16 protein-coding genes are annotated in these 16,448 nt (G+C 61.3%); 3 read left to right on the top strand and 13 right to left on the bottom strand.

What is annotated here, in order from left to right; all coding sequences use genetic code 11:
• Nucleotides 1–30: 30 nt before the first annotated feature.
• The 12 genes from KBW81_RS17720 to KBW81_RS17665 form a co-directional block, all read right to left on the bottom strand.
• Nucleotides 31–174, bottom strand: coding sequence for a hypothetical protein (locus tag KBW81_RS17720; protein WP_254249105.1), 144 nt, complete (start codon nt 172–174; stop codon nt 31–33).
• Nucleotides 171–1,412 (bottom strand): formate dehydrogenase subunit gamma, encoded by a 1,242-nt coding sequence (locus tag KBW81_RS17715; protein WP_254249104.1) that lies wholly within the window; start codon nt 1,410–1,412, stop codon nt 171–173. Before KBW81_RS17715 ends, KBW81_RS17720 begins: the two co-directional genes overlap by 4 nt.
• Entirely contained in the window at nt 1,409–2,005 is a 597-nt protein-coding gene (gene fdh3B / locus KBW81_RS17710) for a formate dehydrogenase FDH3 subunit beta (protein WP_090188942.1), read from the bottom strand. Before fdh3B ends, KBW81_RS17715 begins: the two co-directional genes overlap by 4 nt.
• A complete protein-coding gene (locus KBW81_RS17705) occupies nt 2,005–5,121 on the bottom strand; it encodes a formate dehydrogenase subunit alpha (RefSeq protein ID WP_254249103.1) in 3,117 nt (1,038 codons plus the stop codon). The genes fdh3B and KBW81_RS17705 overlap by 1 nt, the downstream gene beginning before the upstream one ends.
• A gap of 19 nt (nt 5,122–5,140) precedes the next feature.
• Nucleotides 5,141–5,326 carry a hypothetical protein gene (locus KBW81_RS17700; RefSeq protein ID WP_254249102.1) on the bottom strand — a complete coding sequence of 62 codons (186 nt, stop codon included), beginning with the start codon at nt 5,324–5,326 and terminating at the stop codon, nt 5,141–5,143.
• 144 nt (nt 5,327–5,470) lie between these two features.
• Entirely contained in the window at nt 5,471–6,580 is a 1,110-nt protein-coding gene (nagA, locus tag KBW81_RS17695) for an N-acetylglucosamine-6-phosphate deacetylase (protein ID WP_254249101.1), read from the bottom strand.
• The gene (locus KBW81_RS17690; RefSeq protein ID WP_254249100.1) at nt 6,571–7,428 is read right to left on the bottom strand and encodes a glucosamine kinase nucleotide-binding domain-containing protein; all 858 of its coding nucleotides are present in this window, start codon (nt 7,426–7,428) and stop codon (nt 6,571–6,573) included. Before KBW81_RS17690 ends, nagA begins: the two co-directional genes overlap by 10 nt.
• Before the next feature lie 68 nt (nt 7,429–7,496).
• Entirely contained in the window at nt 7,497–8,228 is a 732-nt protein-coding gene (locus KBW81_RS17685) for an SDR family NAD(P)-dependent oxidoreductase (RefSeq protein ID WP_254249099.1), read from the bottom strand.
• Nucleotides 8,225–8,956, bottom strand: a complete 732-nt coding sequence (locus KBW81_RS17680) for an SDR family oxidoreductase (protein WP_090188950.1) — start codon at nt 8,954–8,956, stop codon at nt 8,225–8,227. The genes KBW81_RS17685 and KBW81_RS17680 overlap by 4 nt, the downstream gene beginning before the upstream one ends.
• A gap of 12 nt (nt 8,957–8,968) precedes the next feature.
• Nucleotides 8,969–10,750, bottom strand: coding sequence for an IlvD/Edd family dehydratase (locus KBW81_RS17675; RefSeq protein WP_090188951.1), 1,782 nt, complete (start codon nt 10,748–10,750; stop codon nt 8,969–8,971).
• Nucleotides 10,751–10,917: 167 nt separating this feature from the next.
• A complete protein-coding gene (locus KBW81_RS17670) occupies nt 10,918–11,826 on the bottom strand; it encodes an NAD(P)-dependent oxidoreductase (RefSeq protein WP_254249098.1) in 909 nt (302 codons plus the stop codon).
• A 27-nt stretch (nt 11,827–11,853) separates the two neighbouring features.
• Nucleotides 11,854–12,612: an SDR family oxidoreductase gene (locus KBW81_RS17665; RefSeq protein ID WP_254249097.1), complete on the bottom strand. Its 759-nt coding sequence runs from the start codon at nt 12,610–12,612 to the stop codon at nt 11,854–11,856.
• 104 nt (nt 12,613–12,716) lie between these two features.
• Between KBW81_RS17665 and KBW81_RS17660 the strand changes: the two genes are divergently transcribed.
• The 3 genes from KBW81_RS17660 to denD are packed head-to-tail and all read left to right on the top strand — an operon-like array spanning nt 12,717 to nt 15,318.
• A complete protein-coding gene (locus tag KBW81_RS17660) occupies nt 12,717–13,757 on the top strand; it encodes an L-idonate 5-dehydrogenase (protein ID WP_254249096.1) in 1,041 nt (346 codons plus the stop codon).
• Nucleotides 13,751–14,362: a LysE family translocator gene (locus KBW81_RS17655; protein ID WP_090188958.1), complete on the top strand. Its 612-nt coding sequence runs from the start codon at nt 13,751–13,753 to the stop codon at nt 14,360–14,362. Before KBW81_RS17660 ends, KBW81_RS17655 begins: the two co-directional genes overlap by 7 nt.
• On the top strand, nt 14,359–15,318 hold the full coding sequence (denD, locus tag KBW81_RS17650) for a D-erythronate dehydrogenase (protein WP_254249095.1): 960 nt from the start codon (nt 14,359–14,361) through the stop codon (nt 15,316–15,318). Before KBW81_RS17655 ends, denD begins: the two co-directional genes overlap by 4 nt.
• 98 nt (nt 15,319–15,416) lie before the next feature.
• On the opposite strand, the gene KBW81_RS17645 is transcribed toward denD, so the two are convergent.
• A complete protein-coding gene (locus KBW81_RS17645) occupies nt 15,417–16,355 on the bottom strand; it encodes a 2-hydroxyacid dehydrogenase (protein WP_254249094.1) in 939 nt (312 codons plus the stop codon).
• Between the last annotated feature and the right edge of the window lie 93 nt (nt 16,356–16,448).

Raw genomic sequence — 16,448 nt, 5'->3', positions numbered from 1 at the left:
CGTCTGGTTCCGCGAAAAGTGTAAAACGCGTCAGTCGTTCGCCTGATATTCCTGCAGTTGAACATTAGGCCCAGCAAAGCGTTCAACCATTGTAACTGTGCCTGCCTGCATCGCAAAATATGTCAGCGTTGCCAAAGCGATAGCTGCGAAGGCACCAGTAATAAAAGCGGTCATTCCGCAGGCCCTCCGTTGCGTCCTTCAAGCTCGTTTAGCCAGATTTCATGGTGTTCCTTGGCCCAATTCCGGTCCACCCGGCCGCCCCACATCGCCCAAAAGGCACCCTGCATCCCGACCGTCCCTATATAGATGTGGCCGATAAAAATCGCGATCAGCATGAGGCCGATGATGGCATGCACCAGCATGGCCCAAGACATCGTACCAAGGCTTGCCCAGTAGTAGGGAAACATCAGCGTCACGCCGGACACGACCATCAGTGCGCCGCCCAAAACCGCCGACCAAAAGATCAGCTTTTGCCCCGCGTTGAACTTTTTCGCAGGCGGGTTCGGCCCGCCGTCAGTCGCCATACCCCCCATGACGCTGAGCCATTTTAGGTCGCGCCATTCGGGAATGTTGCGGCCCATCCACATCACCGCCATCAGCAGGATACCTACAGCAAAGGACGGGAAAAACATCATGTGCCCCCAGGTCGAAATCCATCCGGCCCAGCCCAAAACCGTCTCTCCGAATGGCATCAACAGCGTTTTGCCATAGGCAATCGTCAGCCCCGTCAGCGCAAGGGCAATGAAGCTGATCGAGGTCATCCAGTGCACCGTGCGTTCAAACAAATTGAACCGTTTCACAGTGCGGTTGCTGCGCCCATGGGCAATTGGCACCCGGCCACGCACCGCCAAAATCAGCGCAAGCAAAAACCCCATACCAAGGATCGCCATCGCCCCCAGATGCACCGCCAGATCGGCCACACCAAGGCGCCAGTCGCGGGCAAAGGGACGCTCGAATAAGGCGGCGTTGGCATAGGGCAGCGACGAAATCCCCTCGGTCTGCTGCGCGGGTCGCAGCAAGGCGCCGGTGTCATCGCCATAGATCGACCAGCTTTGCGTCAGCTTTTCGCCGTCAGCCATCGGGCTGGTCGTCATCATCGTATCCGGCACGACGTTATAATCGGGCCGCTGTTGGTCAGGCGAAGGCCCAGTCGCGTAACGTTCGGCCTGAAATGTTGTGCGATCAGCCAATGCCTGTCCGGTCAGCAAAGCGCTTGGTGCGTCCTGCGGGCCCATCTGAGTGCCGTTATATTCCGTCACGCCCCACCGGATTTCAGGCACAGTGCGGGCGTCGCCGTCAAAAATTTCGAACACCTGCCAGACCAAGGCAATCGCCAGTAAAAACGCCACGATGGCACCGCCGATGCGGTAGCGGACGAAGTCGCGCCCGTGGACAATTACCTCGTCGCTCATGCGCCATCCTCCGGGTAATAGGCGGTTTTCCAGCCCCAAGCGCCAGAGCCGAAGCCCCGTGCCACGACGCGTTCGCGGTAGATGTCGGCGATGACTTCGCCGTCGCCAGCCAGTAGGGCGCGGGTCGAACAGACCTCGGCGCAGATTGGTAATTTGCCTTCGGCAATACGGTTCCGGCCATATTTGGCAAACTCTGCGTCAGAGCCGTTCTCTTCTGGTCCGCCCGCACAATAGGTGCATTTGTCCATCGTGCCGCGCGTCCCAAACAGGGTTGCGCGCGGGAACTGCGGTGCGCCAAAGGGGCAAGCGTAAAAGCAATAGCCGCAGCCGATACAGGTATCTTTGTTATGTAGCACGACGCCGATATCGGTCTGATAAAGCGTGCTGACAGGGCAGACCGCAACGCAGGGCGCATCAGTGCAATGCATGCAGGAAATTGCGACGGATTTCTCGCCGGGCTGGCCATCGTCAATGGTTACAACGCGGCGGCGCACCATGCCCCAAGGCACCTCGTGTTCGTTCTTACAGACTGTCGCGCAGGCATTGCATTCGATGCAGCGGTCCGTGTCGCACAGGAATTTCAAACGTGCCATTAGACAGCCTCGATCCGGCAAAGCGTTGCCTTGGTTTCTTGCATTTGTGTCACGATATCATAGCCATAGGTCTGGATCGTGTTCGTTGCCTCGCCAAAGACATAGGGTTCTGTGCCTTCGGGATATTTCGACGTCAGGTCCTCGCCCATCCAGAAACCGGCAAAGTGGAACGGCAGGAACACGGTCCCCTCGCCCACCCGTTTGGTCACGAGCGCCTTCACTTTAATCCGGCCATTTGGTGACGCGACCCAGCAGTCGTTGCCATCGGTCACGCCAGCGCGACCCGCATCGGCTGGATTAATCTCGACGAACATATGCTGCTGAAATTCGGCCAGCCACTTGTTTGACCGTGTCTCGTCGCCGCCGCCTTCAAATTCCACAAGTCGGCCAGAAGTCAGCTGGATCGGGAAATCCTTTGAGTAATCAATCTTCTGGATGCTTTCATACAGCACCGGCACACGCCATTTGCGCTGGTCTTCATAGGTCGCATATTCAGGCAACAGATCGCGGCGGTTGGTCAGCAGCGGCTCTCGGTGCTTGGGGATTGGATCGGGGAAGGTCCAGACCACGCAGCGCGCCTTGCCGTTGCCATAGGGCGCCAGACCATGGGCAATCATCACGCGCTGGATGCCGCCGGACAGGTCCGTTTTCCAGTTCACCCGCTGGATTTTATCGCGCAAAGTTGCGTCGTCGGGGGCCTTTTCCTGCGGGTTATCCGCCAGATACGCCTTGATCGCTGTCAGCGCGTTGGCCGGATAGCTGCTGAAGTGTTCCGCAACCATCTGCTGGTCGCTGTTCAACGTATCGCCATCAGCGCCGCCCCAGCTTTCGTTGATATTGTCCGACCCGCCGGACTGCTGTTGCAAGGCCGCCAGCGTCAACTGATCCATCGCGATCTGCGCTTCATCTTCGGTCATGTTGAACATGTCATGCTTGAAGCGGTCAGCGCCGATGCTGATGATCATCAGCCGTTCTTTGGCGGTCAGCTCGTCAGACCAGCCAAGCGCATCCAGCATGCCAAGCGTGCCTTCGGGGTAGCCATCCTTGATCTCTGAATCGGCAGGAAAGCTGCCCTCAGCCAGCAGGTTCTCTCCGTCATGTTCAACGCCCCAGCGCGCGCGGAAGGGCAAGCCACCCTTGGCCACGGGCATTGTGGTGTCATACAGGATCGGCGTGCCGGGGTGCTTGTCCTCAGGGTTGCCCCATGTTGGCCATGGCAGGCAGTAATAGTCGCCCAAAACAGGTTCAGACATGCCCTTGAGCGTGATGGAGTCAAACTTGTCCTGGTGCTGCATATGCAGCTTGAGCCGCTCTGGGCTTTGGCCAGTATAGCCAATGGACCAAGTGCCTTTGTTGATCTCGCGTAGCATATCCTCTGCGACAGGCTCTTTGTTCTGCACATCGATATGCTTGAACATTTCGTCTGCAAACCCAAAGGCTTCGGCCAGCAGGTAGGTGATCTCGTAGTCCGACTTCGCCTCGAACAGCGGATCGAATACCTTGTCACGCCATTGCAGCGACCTGCTAGAGTTCGTCACCGTTCCGTGGATTTCAGCGGTCGAGGATGCGGGCAGCAGGTACACGTTGTCCTGCTTGTTCGACATAATCGCGACCTGCGTCGGATGCGGGTCAATCACGCAAAGCACATCGACTTTATCCAGCGCCTCGCGCTGCTCTGGCCCGCGTGTGATAGAGTTCGCGGCATGGCCCCAGAACATCATCGCTTTGACCGGATTGGGTTGGTCTAGGTTTTCTTTTGCCTCTAAAATCGCGTCCATATAACGCGACAGCGGCATGCCTTCGGCCTGCATCAGATCCTTGGATGCGAAGCGGCTGACCATCCAATCATAATCCACATCCCAAACGCGGCACCAATGCTTCCAAGCGCCCTCGTCCAGCCCGTAATAGGCAGGCAGGCTATCACAAGACACGCCCATATCGGTCGCGCCCTGCACGTTGTCATGACCGCGAAAGATGTTGGCACCGCCACCCGATTTACCGATATTGCCCAGCACCAGTTGCAGGATCGACGCCGCGCGTGTCTTGGACGACCCGACCGTCGACTGCGTCAAACCCATGCACCAGATCAACGTGCCGGGGCGGTTTTCTGCCAACATCCGGGCCACGCGGGCCGTCTGTTCGGCGGGAATGCCCGAGACACGCTCGACCTCTTCCAGCGTCCATTTCTGGACCTCTTCGCGGATCTGGTCCATGCCCCAGACACGGGCGTTGATGTAGTCTTTGTCTTCCCAGCCTTGGGCGAAAATCTCGCGCACAAGACCCAGCATAAAGCCGATATCGGCGCCGGGGCGGATGCGGACATATTCGTCGGCGTGGGCCGCGGTGCGGGTAAAGCGCGGATCGACGACGATCATTTTGCCGCCATTTTCCTTGCCTGCCAGCACATGCAACATCGACACCGGGTGCGCCTCGGCGGGGTTGCCGCCGATGATCAGGATGGATTTGGCGTTGCGGATGTCGTTGAAGGTATTCGTCATCGCGCCGTAGCCATAGGTGTTCGCCACCCCGGCCACAGTCGTGGAATGGCAAATGCGCGCTTGGTGATCGACGTTGTTGGTGCCCCAAAAGGCAGCGAACTTGCGGAAGATATAGCTTTGCTCGTTCGAGTATTTTGCCGACCCTAGCCAATAGACGCTGTCAGGCCCGAACTCTTCGCGAATTCCCAGCAGCTTCTCGCCCAGCTCTGAAATCGCCTGATCCCAGCTGATGCGGGTCCATTCGCCAGCGACCTTTTTCATCGGGTATTTCAGGCGGCGATCACCGATTGCGATCTCTCGCATGGCCGCACCTTTGGCGCAGTGGGTGCCTTGATTGATGGGGCTTTCAAACGCGGGCTCTTGCCCGGTCCAGACGCCATTTTCGACCTCTGCCCAAAGCGAACACCCGACCGAGCAGAACTGGCAAATCGTCTTGTGATACGTCATGCCCAGCTTTGGCGGTATGGCACTTTGCGCCTGCGCGACGCGCCCGGCCGTTGTGGCCCCGATGGACCCTAGCGCCAAACCAGCAAGGCCAGAGTTGCGCAGAAAATCCCGGCGCGTCGTGCCCGTGCGCGGCGCGGGGGCGGTTATAGTGGTCGTGCGGCGGCGAAGCATCGCGGTCTTCCTCTTAGGGTCAGCTGCGGGCCAGCTTGTAATAGGTGGCGACGTGATCCGTCGTGTTGAACAGCGGCTGCTTTGGGTCTACGGGCGCTGGCTCTTGCACAGCAGCATTGGCCGTGCCCCCCAGCGCCAAACTGGCAGAGGCAAGCGGGACACCCGCAAGAAGGCGGCGGCGCATGGGATCGGGAGTATCGGTCATGGTGTTAACCTTGTCAGGACTAGGTTTAGTTCTAGACCGGACGACGCGCGCAACAACCCTTGCGCCGATCACAACTTCTTAAGGCCTTAACCTGCCGCAAGTTGCGCCGCTTTTTTCAGTGTTCGCCTAGAAACTAGAAACCTGTCAAAGATCTAGGATACGCGCCGTCCGTAAATCGGGACTGAAATGCACAACGTCGCAGGCCTGCCCGGCCGCCAAGCGCCCCTCAGTCCCAGCCACGCGCAGCACGCTGGCGGGGGCAGATGTTGCCATGGCAATTGCACGCTCGCACGTCACAGCGCCCTGCGCGACCATAAAGGCAATCGCCTGCGGCAGGCTTAAATCGGCGCCCGCCAAGGTGCCGTCCGCCAGCGTCAGTTGACCTTTCGCCCGTGTGATCTGACGGCCATTCAGCGCAAAGGCGGTCTGATCCGTGCCCGCAACCGCCATTGCGTCGGACACCAGAAACAACGCGCCCCGCGCCTTAGCCCGCACCGCCGCCCGCACGGCGGCAGGATGCACATGGATACCGTCAGCAATGATCCCCGCGGCCCCGTCCCCGTCAAGCGTCGCGCCGACAAGCCCCGGCGTGCGGTGGCCCAGTCCGCTCATGGCGTTGAACAGATGCGTCGTGCAACGTGCGCCGGCGGCAAAGGCCGCCGCGCAGGTGTCGAAGTCCGCGTCCGAATGACCAAGCGAGACAATGACCCCTGCCGCCGTCAGTCGCGCAATTTGGTCTGGCGTGACCGTCTCTGCCGCGACCGTCACCATCAGGTTACGCAGCTTACCTGCGGCATCGCAAAGGTCGTTCAGGTCGCCCTGTGTCATCGGGCGGATCAGGCCGGCAGCATGGGCCCCTTTGCGGGCGACGCTAAGATGCGGCCCCTCTAGGTGCAAACCCAGCAGGTCGGGCAATGCAACCCCGGCGGCAATCGCAGCGCGTGTCACATCGGGCGTGTCCGTAATCAGCGTCGGCAGCATCGCACTGGTACCAAGGCTGCGGTGCGCGGCGATCATAGTACGCAGGGTATCTGCCGTTGGCGCGTCGTTGAACATGACGCCTCCGCCGCCATTGACCTGCAAATCAACCAGCCCCGGCGCAAGGATGCCCGGCGGCATCGCCCGCACCTGCGCGCCCTGTGGCACCTGCGCTGCAATTCCGCCGCAGACGCCGTCCTGTACCACAAGCACGGCAGCGGGATGCAGCCGCGTGCCGTCATGCACGTCGCATCCTGTCAGCGCAATCAACCCCATGCGCCGCGCCGCGCCAGCAACAGCGCCCCGTCTAATGCGCTGCCCGCCGGATCAGAAAACTGCCGTCCAGCGCGCGCCATCCAAGGCCGCAATGCGGTGCCCAGACCGCCCGTCATCACCAGTGGCAAACGATCGTCATGGCCCAAGGCAAGCAGGGCCCGCTCTATCCACGTTGCCGCTTGCGCCATGATCGCGGCGGCTGCGGGATCGGCTTGCGCCGCCTCTGTCACAACCGGGGCCAGCGCACCATAATCCGCTGGTCGCGCCGCCCCGGCAAAATCCACGATGGCATCCGTATCGCCATCCCAGCGCGCCAATACCGCCTGCGCCATTGGCCCCATCGGCTGCATTTCGTCAACCGCTTCCAAGGTCGCGCTGAGCCCCGCACGCCCCAGCCAAGCCGCGCTGGCGTGATCGGATAGCTGCAAGCCCCAACCGCCGACAGCCTTCACTGTGCCGCCGCGCGCCATACCGACAAAGCTCCCCGTTCCCAGCGCGGCGACAGCGCCATCCCGGTCCCCCAGCGCGCCAGTGATCATCGAAGGGCGATCCTCTGTCACTGTGCAGCGTAGCAGTCCCAGCCGAGCGGTCATATCCTGCGCCTGGCACGGCTTTCGCATCCCGGCCAGCCCCAGAAAGCCCCCAGCGACATGGTTCATGTCCGCACTTGCGGCATCCATCGCCTGCGCAATGGCATCCGCAATATTGCTGCAGGCCCCATCAAAATCGCTCGTCGCGTTGGCGGGCCCGCCATGCCCCGTTCCAACGATGCGGCCCTGCGCATCGCACAGCGCCGCACGGCAGCCACTGCCGCCGCCGTCCACCCCAAGGCAGAGATCCTGTTTCACGCCTGCCGCCTCGCTTTTGCACTACCGCGTATTTTGCGGCAGCGGCGCGGTGCACACAAGCCCGCGCGTCAATACGTGGCGCGCCCGCCGGACAGATCGAACACTGCGCCTGTGGTGAAAGAGTTCTCTGGCGATACCGCCCAGACGATCATCTTGGCGGCCTCTGCCACCTCTAGAAACCGGCCGCGCGGGATCTTGGACAGCATATAGTCGATATGCTCTTGGCTCATCTGATCGAAAATCCGCGTGCGCGCGGCGGCGGGCGTGATGCAATTGACCGCGATATCCAGCGTTGCCAGTTCTTTACCCAGCGATTTCGTCAAGGCAATGACGCCCGCCTTGGACGCAGAATAGGCGCAGGCGTTGGGGTTGCCTTCTTTGCCCGCGATGCTGGCGACGTTTAGGATGCGCCCGTAACCCGCCGCCTTCATCCCCGGCACCACGGTGCGGTTGACGTTAAAGGTACCCGTCAAATTGACGTCGATCACCTTTTGCCACGCCGCCGGATCGTAGCTTTCAACAGGCGCGTTCGGCCCTGCGATCCCGGCAGAATTCACGCAGATCAGCGGAACACCAACCGCGTCGCAGGTTGCAGCATATGCCGCCTGCACACTGGCCAGATCGGTGATGTCACAACTTATCGCTGTGCCGCCAAGCCCCTCCATCGCGGCGATGTTCGCCGCATCCATGTCCCAGCTGACAACGCGCACGCCGCGCGCGGTCAGCGCTTGCGCCACGGCATATCCGATGCCCTGCGCAGCCCCTGTGACGACGGCAATTTGACCCTGCATTTCCATCATCCGCGCCCGATAAAGGGCATGGCGCTGGCCATCACCGTCATGAATTGCACGTTTGCGTCCAGCGGCAGTTGCGCCATGTGCAGCACGGAAGACGCCACATGCGCCACGTCCATCACAGGCTCGACCGCCATGCTGCCATCCGCCTGCGGCACGCCCTTGGTCATCGCCACCGCCATATCCGTCAGCGCATTGCCAATATCGATTTGCCCGCAGGCGATGTTGAACGCGCGCCCGTCCAGCGACAACGTCCGCGTCAGCCCGGTAATCGCATGTTTGCTCAGCGTATAAGGTGCCGATCCCCAGCGCGGCACAGAGGCCGAAACGCTGCCGTTATTGATGATGCGTCCGCCTTGCGGGTCCTGCTTGCGCATGATGCCAAAGGCCGCTCGTGCCGCGATCACGGCGCCCATGACGTTCACATCTATAAGGTTTCGAATGTCATCCACGGCCAGCTCGTCAATCGGCGCGCCTTTCAGGCTGACGCCTGCGTTGTTGAACAGCGCATCAATCCGGCCCCAAGCCGCCAGCGCCTTGCCGAAGGCTGCATCAACGGCTGCCGCGTCAGTCACGTCGCAGGGCAAGACCAGCGCGTTGCTGTCGCCCTTTGTCTGGGTCAAAGGCGCGCTTCTGCGGCCCACAAGCCCCACATCCCAGCCCGCCGCGATAAACGCCTGCGCCGTCGCCCGGCCCACGCCAGAGCCTGCGCCCGTAATGATAATGCTTGGCATGTAAACTCCCCCTTAGTGATTGTCGCGCGGCAGATCGTGGGCGATCCGCTGATAGGCCGTCGCCAGTTCCAGACAGCCGCCCTGGGCCAACTGCCCCACATGTTTGCGGTAGATTTCTTGCCAAGGCGTCTGGTGATGCAGGACCGGTTCCACCCAATCGGCGCGTCGCTGCGCCCATTCGGCGTCATCAACCAGCGCGTCCAGACGGCTTTCATTCAGGTCCAGTCGTACCCGGTCACCGGTTTGAAGCAGCGCAAGGCCCCCGCCAACAACCGCCTCTGGCGAGGCGTTCAGGATTGACGGGCTTTCAGACGTGCCACTTTGGCGCCCATCCCCGACAGTCGGAAGATGGTTAATACCCTGCCGGATCAGCGCATCAGGCGGCTGCATATTCACCACCTCGGCGCTGCCGGGGTAACCGACGCAACCAACACCGCGAATGAACAAAACCGTCTCGGCGTCGATCCCCAGATCGGTATCGTTGATCCGGTCATGGTAATCTTCCGGCCCCTCAAACACGACGGCGCGGCCTTCGAAAATTCCCTCTGCCCCCGGCGTCGACAAATAGCGCGCGCGAAAATCAGGAGAGATCACAGAGGTCTTCATGAGGGCGCTATCAAACAGGTTGCCCGATAGAACAAGGAACCCCGCCTTTGTCCGCATCGGATCGCTCACAGGGCGGATCACGTCCAGATCCTCGCTCTCGATCCCGGCCAATGCATCGCCCACCGTTTGGCCGCTGGCGGTCATCGCGCCCATGTGCAGCATCCCGGCTTTGGCCAACTCGCCCATCACCGCAGGCACACCGCCCGCGCGGAAAAAGCTCTCTCCTAGGTATTCGCCGGCAGGCTGCATGTTCACCAAAAGCGGCGCGTCAAAGCCGACGGTTTCCCAATCCTTCACATCCAGCGCCACGCCCACATGCCGCGCAATCGCGGCCAGATGCGGCGGCGCATTGGTGGAACCGCCAATGGCGGTATTCACGACAATTGCGTTTTCAAAGGCTTCGCGCGTCATGATGTCCGACGGCTTTAGATCATCCAGCACCATCTGCACGATGCGCTTTCCGGTCTCATAGGCCATGTTCATTCGCTCGCGGAACGGCGCGGGAATGGCGGACGATCCGGTCAAGGTCATCCCCAAGGCTTCTGCCATCGCGTTCATCGTGCTTGCGGTGCCCATCGTGTTGCAATGCCCAAGCGACGGGGCAGAGGCGCAGGCGCGCTTCATGAACTCGGGATAATCAATCTTACCTTCCGCCAGCAATCGGCGGCTTTCCCAGATGATCGTGCCGGATCCTGCGCGCTTGCCTTTCCACCAGCCGTCCAGCATCGGCCCGCCATTCAGCGCAATTGCAGGCAGGTCCAGCGTTGCCGCCCCCATCAGCATCGCCGGAGTCGTCTTGTCGCAGCCCGTCGTGAGCACGACTCCGTCGATGGGATAGCCGTGCAGCACCTCGACCAAGGACAGATATGCAAGGTTGCGGTCCAGCGCCGCTGTCGGGCGTTTGCCGGTCTCTTGAATAGGGTGAACCGGAAATTCCATCGGAATCCCGCCGCCGTCGCGAATGCCCGCCTTGATCCGGTCGGCGAGGAAGACGTGAATCTTGTTGCAGGGGGCCAGATCGCTACCGGTCTGGGCGATGCCGATAATCGGCCGGTCCGCTTGCAGCTCTTCCGCGCTGAACGTGCCGTTCTGATACTTTTCCAGATACAGCGCCGTCATCCCCGGATTGTTCGGATTATCGAACCACTCCTGCGACCGGAACCGCTTGTTTGCGCGTGTATCTGTCATGGCTTCACCTCTTCCCCAGATGTCTGTTTGCAAGCTGTCAATTTGGTATACCAAATGCAAGCGTAATTCGCGCAGCCCGCGCCCGCCCCTTCTTCTCGTCAAAAATATCCGGGGCACGGCGCACAGCGCCGGCGGGCTGGCCCCCAAGATTTTTCGCAGAAAAATTGCTACTTCTTTGCCTCGGCCGCCATATCAAGCCCGTTCAACGCCCCGACCCTATCCGTGATCGAGGGCACAAAATCAGCACCGTGACCCGACGCCTCGGCCTGCGCGAAATACTGCTTTGCAGCAGAGGCCATGATCGTCGTCAGCCCCGCCGCATCCGCCATCGCCCCGACATATCGCAGGTCTTTGGCCGCATTGGCGATGGTGAACTTGTGCACCTCTTCGCGGTCAACGGCATATGTCATGAAGCTTTCGAAGAACCCGTTGGTCAAACGGCTGCTCCCGATCACTTGCCGCACCTTGGCTGGCGGAATGCCCACTGCCGCGCCCAGCACCGTGACCTCGGCATAGAGCGACGCATAGCCCATAGATATAAAGTTCATCAGCAGCTTCATCTTGTGCCCGGTCCCGGGCCCGCCAACATGACTGATATTCCCCGCCCAGCACTCAATCACAGGCAACACCTGCGCAAACACGGCCTCATCCGCGCCAACCATGGCGTCGAGCGTGCCAGCCTCAGCCTCTTTCGGCGTGCGTCCCAGCGGCGCATCGACCAGCGTGCCGCCCTTCGCCGCCAAAGCCTCCGCCAGCTTGGCGGTGGACACCGGATCAGCCGTCGTCGTGTCGATCACGATCAAGCCGTCGCGCGCCCCTGCCAAAATCCCGTCTGGTCCGTCAAAGACCGCCTCGACCTGCGGCGAGTTACTTAGGCACAGGTGGATGATATCGCAGACCTGCGCCATCTCGCGCGCAGTGGCGACCTCGGTCGCGCCCATGCCGATCAAGCTGTCGATTGGCGCGCGATTGCGATTGCCTTTGACCCACAACGGATAACCTTTTTGCATTAGGTTCTTGGCCATCCCGTGACCCATGTATCCCAGGCCAATAAACCCGATCTTTGGCTTACTCATTGCTCATCCTCCCTCGAAATCCGGCGATTACAGGCTCGCCGTAATGCCGCCATCCACGAAAATCGTTTGTCCGTTTACAAAGCTGCTGGCCTTGGACGACAGGAATACGGCCGCGCCGACCAGCTCTTCGACCTTGCCCCAACGCCCGGCAGGCGTGCGCTTTTCCAGCCAAGCGCTAAAGTCTGCATCCGCCACCAGCGCCGCATTCAACGGCGTGTCGAAATAGCCGGGCGCGATCGCGTTGCAGTTCAGACCGTGCTTGGCCCAATCTGTCGCCATCCCCTTTGTCAGGTTCGCAATCGCCCCCTTTGACGCGGTGTAGGGTGCGATGCCGGGCCGCGCCAAAGCGGTCTGCACAGAGGCGATATTGATGATCCGCCCCGCGCCGCGGGCAATCATATGCCGCCCCACGGCCTGTCCGACATAAAACGCTGAATTCACATTGGTCCGCATCAGGCGGTCAAAAGCGTCAACTTCGAAATCTTCCAGCGGCCCGCGATGCTGCATCCCGGCGTTGTTAATCAGAATGTCGATGGGCCGCTCTTGTTCATAACCGTCAACCGCGGCCTTTACCGCCGCTGCGTCCGTGACGTCGAACACCAGCGTATCAACTGCGAACCCTTCGCCGCGCAGCACCTGCGCCGCTTCGGCCAGCCGGCCTGCGTCCCGCGCATTCAGGACGATCCGCGCGCCCGCTTGTGCCAACCCGCGTGCCAGTGCGAAACCGATCCCCAATGAGGATCCAGTGACCAGCGCGGTGCGCCCGGTCAGATCAAACAATTCCATGGGACCTCCCCCGATTCATATCATTTGGCGCGCTTGACAACGCGTCGTCAAACCGCCTTGATGAAATGGTATACCATTATTTCCCCGATGCAAGGACGGCCCCCATGCCCCGCGCCCTCTTCGCCCACGCGGCCCGCGACCTGCGCTTGACTGACACCCCGGACGCCGCCCCCGGCCCGGGCCAAGTGCGCATTGCCATGAAACGCGGGGGGATCTGCGGGTCCGATCTGCATTATTTCAACCACGGCGGCTTTGGCGCGATCAAACTGCGCGAACCGATGATTTTGGGGCACGAGGTCGCTGGCGAAGTGGCAGAGCTTGGCCCTGATGTGACCTGCCTTACCGTCGGCGATCTCGTCGCCGTCTCGCCCTCTCGGCCCTGCCGCGCTTGTACCGAATGCCTGCGCGGATTGCCCAATCAGTGCCTGAATATGCGGTTCTACGGCTCCGCTATGCCCTTTCCCCATATCCAAGGGGCCTTTCGCGACACCCTGATTGCCGATGCCGCACAATGCGTCCGCGCCACGGGGTTAGACGCCTCTCAAGCTGCCATGGCCGAACCTCTCGCCGTTGCGCTTCACGCCGTCAGCCGCGCGGGCGACATGCTGGGCAAGCGCGTGCTAGTCACCGGCTGTGGTCCTATTGGCATCCTCGTGATCCTTGCCGCGCGCCGCGCCGGCGCAGCGCAGATCATCGCCACAGACATCACTGAGCCGGTGCTGGCCATCGCCCGCCAATGCGGTGCCGATGTGACCTTGAACACGGCGGCCGACCCCGATGCGCTGGCCCCTTGCAGCACGGGCAAAGGGACGCTGGACGTGCTCTTCGAATGCTCCGGCGCGCAGCCTGCCCTGACCTCTGGCATCGCGACCCTGCGACCGCGCGGCAAGATCGTGCAGCTTGGCCTGTCCGGCGACATGAGCTTGCCGATGATGATGATCACGGCCCGAGAGCTGTCTCTGATGGGATCATTCCGCTTTCACGACGCCTTTGCGCTGGCGGTCAAGATGATGCAGGACGGGTTGATCAACACCGCGCCCCTACTGACCCACAGCTTCCCGCTCGCCGACTTCGAAGAAGCATTTGCCACAGCGAACGACCGGACCCGCGCCATGAAGGTGCAACTGGTCTTCGGCCAATGTTGACCTTTGCCGCTGCAGTCCTGTTCCTAGTCGGCACCCCCGGTCCGGGCGTTCTGTCGACCGCTGGCGTTGGCGCTGGCTTCGGCTTTCGCGCTGGCCTGCGGTACCTGACCGGGCTGTTTATCGGCACCAACCTTGTGCTTCTGGCGGTTATCACTGGCCTAGCCGCATTGATCCTCGCTGTGCCGTCCCTGCGCTACCTGCTGATGGCCGCCTCGCTGGGTTACCTGATCTACCTCGCGGCCAAGATTGCCTTTGCCGGATCGCGCATCGCCTTCATCACCGCAGACCGCGCGCCCGGCACCCGGTCCGGCATCGCGCTGCAACTGATCAATCCGAAGGCCTATGCCGTCAACACGACCCTGATGGCGAATTTCGCCTACGCCCCCGAAAACCTGATGTTCGAGACGGCATCGAAGCTCCTCATCATGAACCTGATCTGGATCCCGATCCATCTGGTCTGGCTTTACGCAGGTGCCAGCCTGCATCGCCTGAACCTGACAACGCGCACGCAGCGCCGCATCAACGGCGTTATGGCCGCAGCGATGCTGGCCGTCGTCATCCTCGCCCTCGTGGCAAACCTAAACCAAAGCGGAGCGACCCCATGAATATCCTTATCATCGGCGGCGGCGGCCTGATCGGTCAAAAACTAGCGCGCGCCTTGGCACAAAACGGCACCCTGCGCGGGACGCCGATCACCCAGTTGACACTAGCCGATATCAACGACCCGGCCTCGATCGACGCGCCATTTCCCGTCGCCACCGCGCGCTGCGATATTGCCGATCCGGCATCCGTCGCCGCGACCGTCACCGACAAAATCGACGTGATCTACCTGCTCGCCGCCATCGTGTCGTCCCATGCAGAGGAAGACTTCGACGCCGGCATGTCCATCAACCTATTTGGCACATACAACGTGCTGGAACGCTGCCGCATCCTTGGCACAACGCCAATCGTCGTCTTCACCTCTTCCATCGCGATCTATGGCGGCGAAGCGGTCGATCCGCTGGGCGATCACAGCTACCCGAACCCGCAAACCTCTTACGGCGCGCAAAAGGCCATCGGGGAAATCCTGATCAACGACTACACGCGCAAAGGCTTTATCGACGGCCGCGCCTTCCGCTTGCCGACAATCTCGGTCCGGCCCGGCAAACCCAACCGTGCGGCATCCGGCTTCATGTCCTCCATCCTGCGCGAGCCGCTGAACGGCCAACGTGCGACTTGTCCCGTCGCGGCAGATTTCGAACACTACTACCTGTCACCGCGCAAATGCATCGAAAACCTGATCAAAGGCGCAAACCTTGACGCCGCTGACCTTGGTCAAAACCGCGTCATGCAGATGCCCGGCCGGACGTGGAGCATCGGGCAAATGATCGCCGCTATGACCGACGTCGCAGGCCCCGGTCCAGCCACGCTGATCGACTGGACTCCGCAGCCGGACGTGCAGCGCATCGTGTCGGGCTGGCGCTGGGACATCCACGCCGAAAAGGCAAAACGCCTTGGCCTGACCGCCGACGACAGCTTTCAAGACAACATCCGCCACTATCTGACCGACGATAAGCCGTAAGTCTTCTTCTGGTCAAAAATACCTCGGGGGGAAGGCGAAGCCGGGGGGCAGAGCCCCCCTCTTCCTTCATAACTTTCGTCAAAAGCTGCCTAAACCGCTCAGTTCACCGGTGTCAGCAGTGCCGCACCCTTCAGTTGCGCGGCGACGTTGTCGCGCTGCAACTGCGCCATCGCCGCGCGGGTCTGCACCGTGCCCGACCCCTGATGCGGTTGTAGTACGACATTTTCCAAGCTCAAAAACCGCGGGTTGACCTGCGGCTCTCCAACAAACACATCCAGCCCGGCGCCTGCGATTGCGCCGCTTTCCAGCGCGTCCAGCAGCGCCTCTTCGTCGATGACCGATCCCCTAGAAATGTTGACGATCACGCCCTTCGGCCCCAGCGCAGCAATCACCTCAGCAGAGACGTATTTCTCTGTCGCGGGTCCGCCGACCAAAGCGACAAACATAAAGTCCACGGCCTTTGCCAGTTCCACCGGGTCTGCGTGATAGGTCCAGCCGGGCGTATCTTTTTCACTGCGTGCGTGATAGTGGATGTCCATCTTGAACGCCGCCAAGCGGTCGGCAATATCGCGTCCGATCCGGCCCATGCCCATGATCCCAGCCGTCCCGCCAGATAGTTTACGATTCAATGGCACTGGCCCGTTTTTGGCCCAGTCGCCGCTGCGCACATGCGCCTCTGCCGCGCGCATCTGGCGCCCTTGCATCAGCCACATCGCAATGGCCAAATCTGCCACGTCATCGTTCAGCACGTCCGGCGTATTCGTGACCTTAATCCCGCGCGCATCAGCTGCGGCGACGTCAATGGCATCATAGCCAACGCCGTAATTGGCAACCAGCTTAAGCCCCGGTAGCAGATCCATCTGCGCCGCGCCAAAGGCGTGATGGCCCATATAGGCAACTGCAGTGATCCCGGCGCGCACATCAGCGTCCAAGTCGGCCAAACCAGTTGGCCCGTCCAGCACGGTGGCATCGAAAGCATCGACCAGCGCGGCGCGGTCTGCAGAGTTATAGGGGCCGATGGCCAGCGTCTGTGTCATGGGAAAACCTCTGGTAAATGGTATACCATCGGTGGCAGGACATCGCTGCGCTGTCAACTCTGACCGCATGCCTTGGGTTCGGACCTTTTAGCG

It is taken from the genome of Loktanella salsilacus (assembly GCF_024206795.1).
Taxonomy (GTDB): Bacteria; Pseudomonadota; Alphaproteobacteria; order Rhodobacterales; family Rhodobacteraceae; genus Loktanella; species Loktanella salsilacus.
Note: the sequence above shows the minus strand (reverse complement) of the source record. Positions and strands in the feature narration are given on the sequence as shown.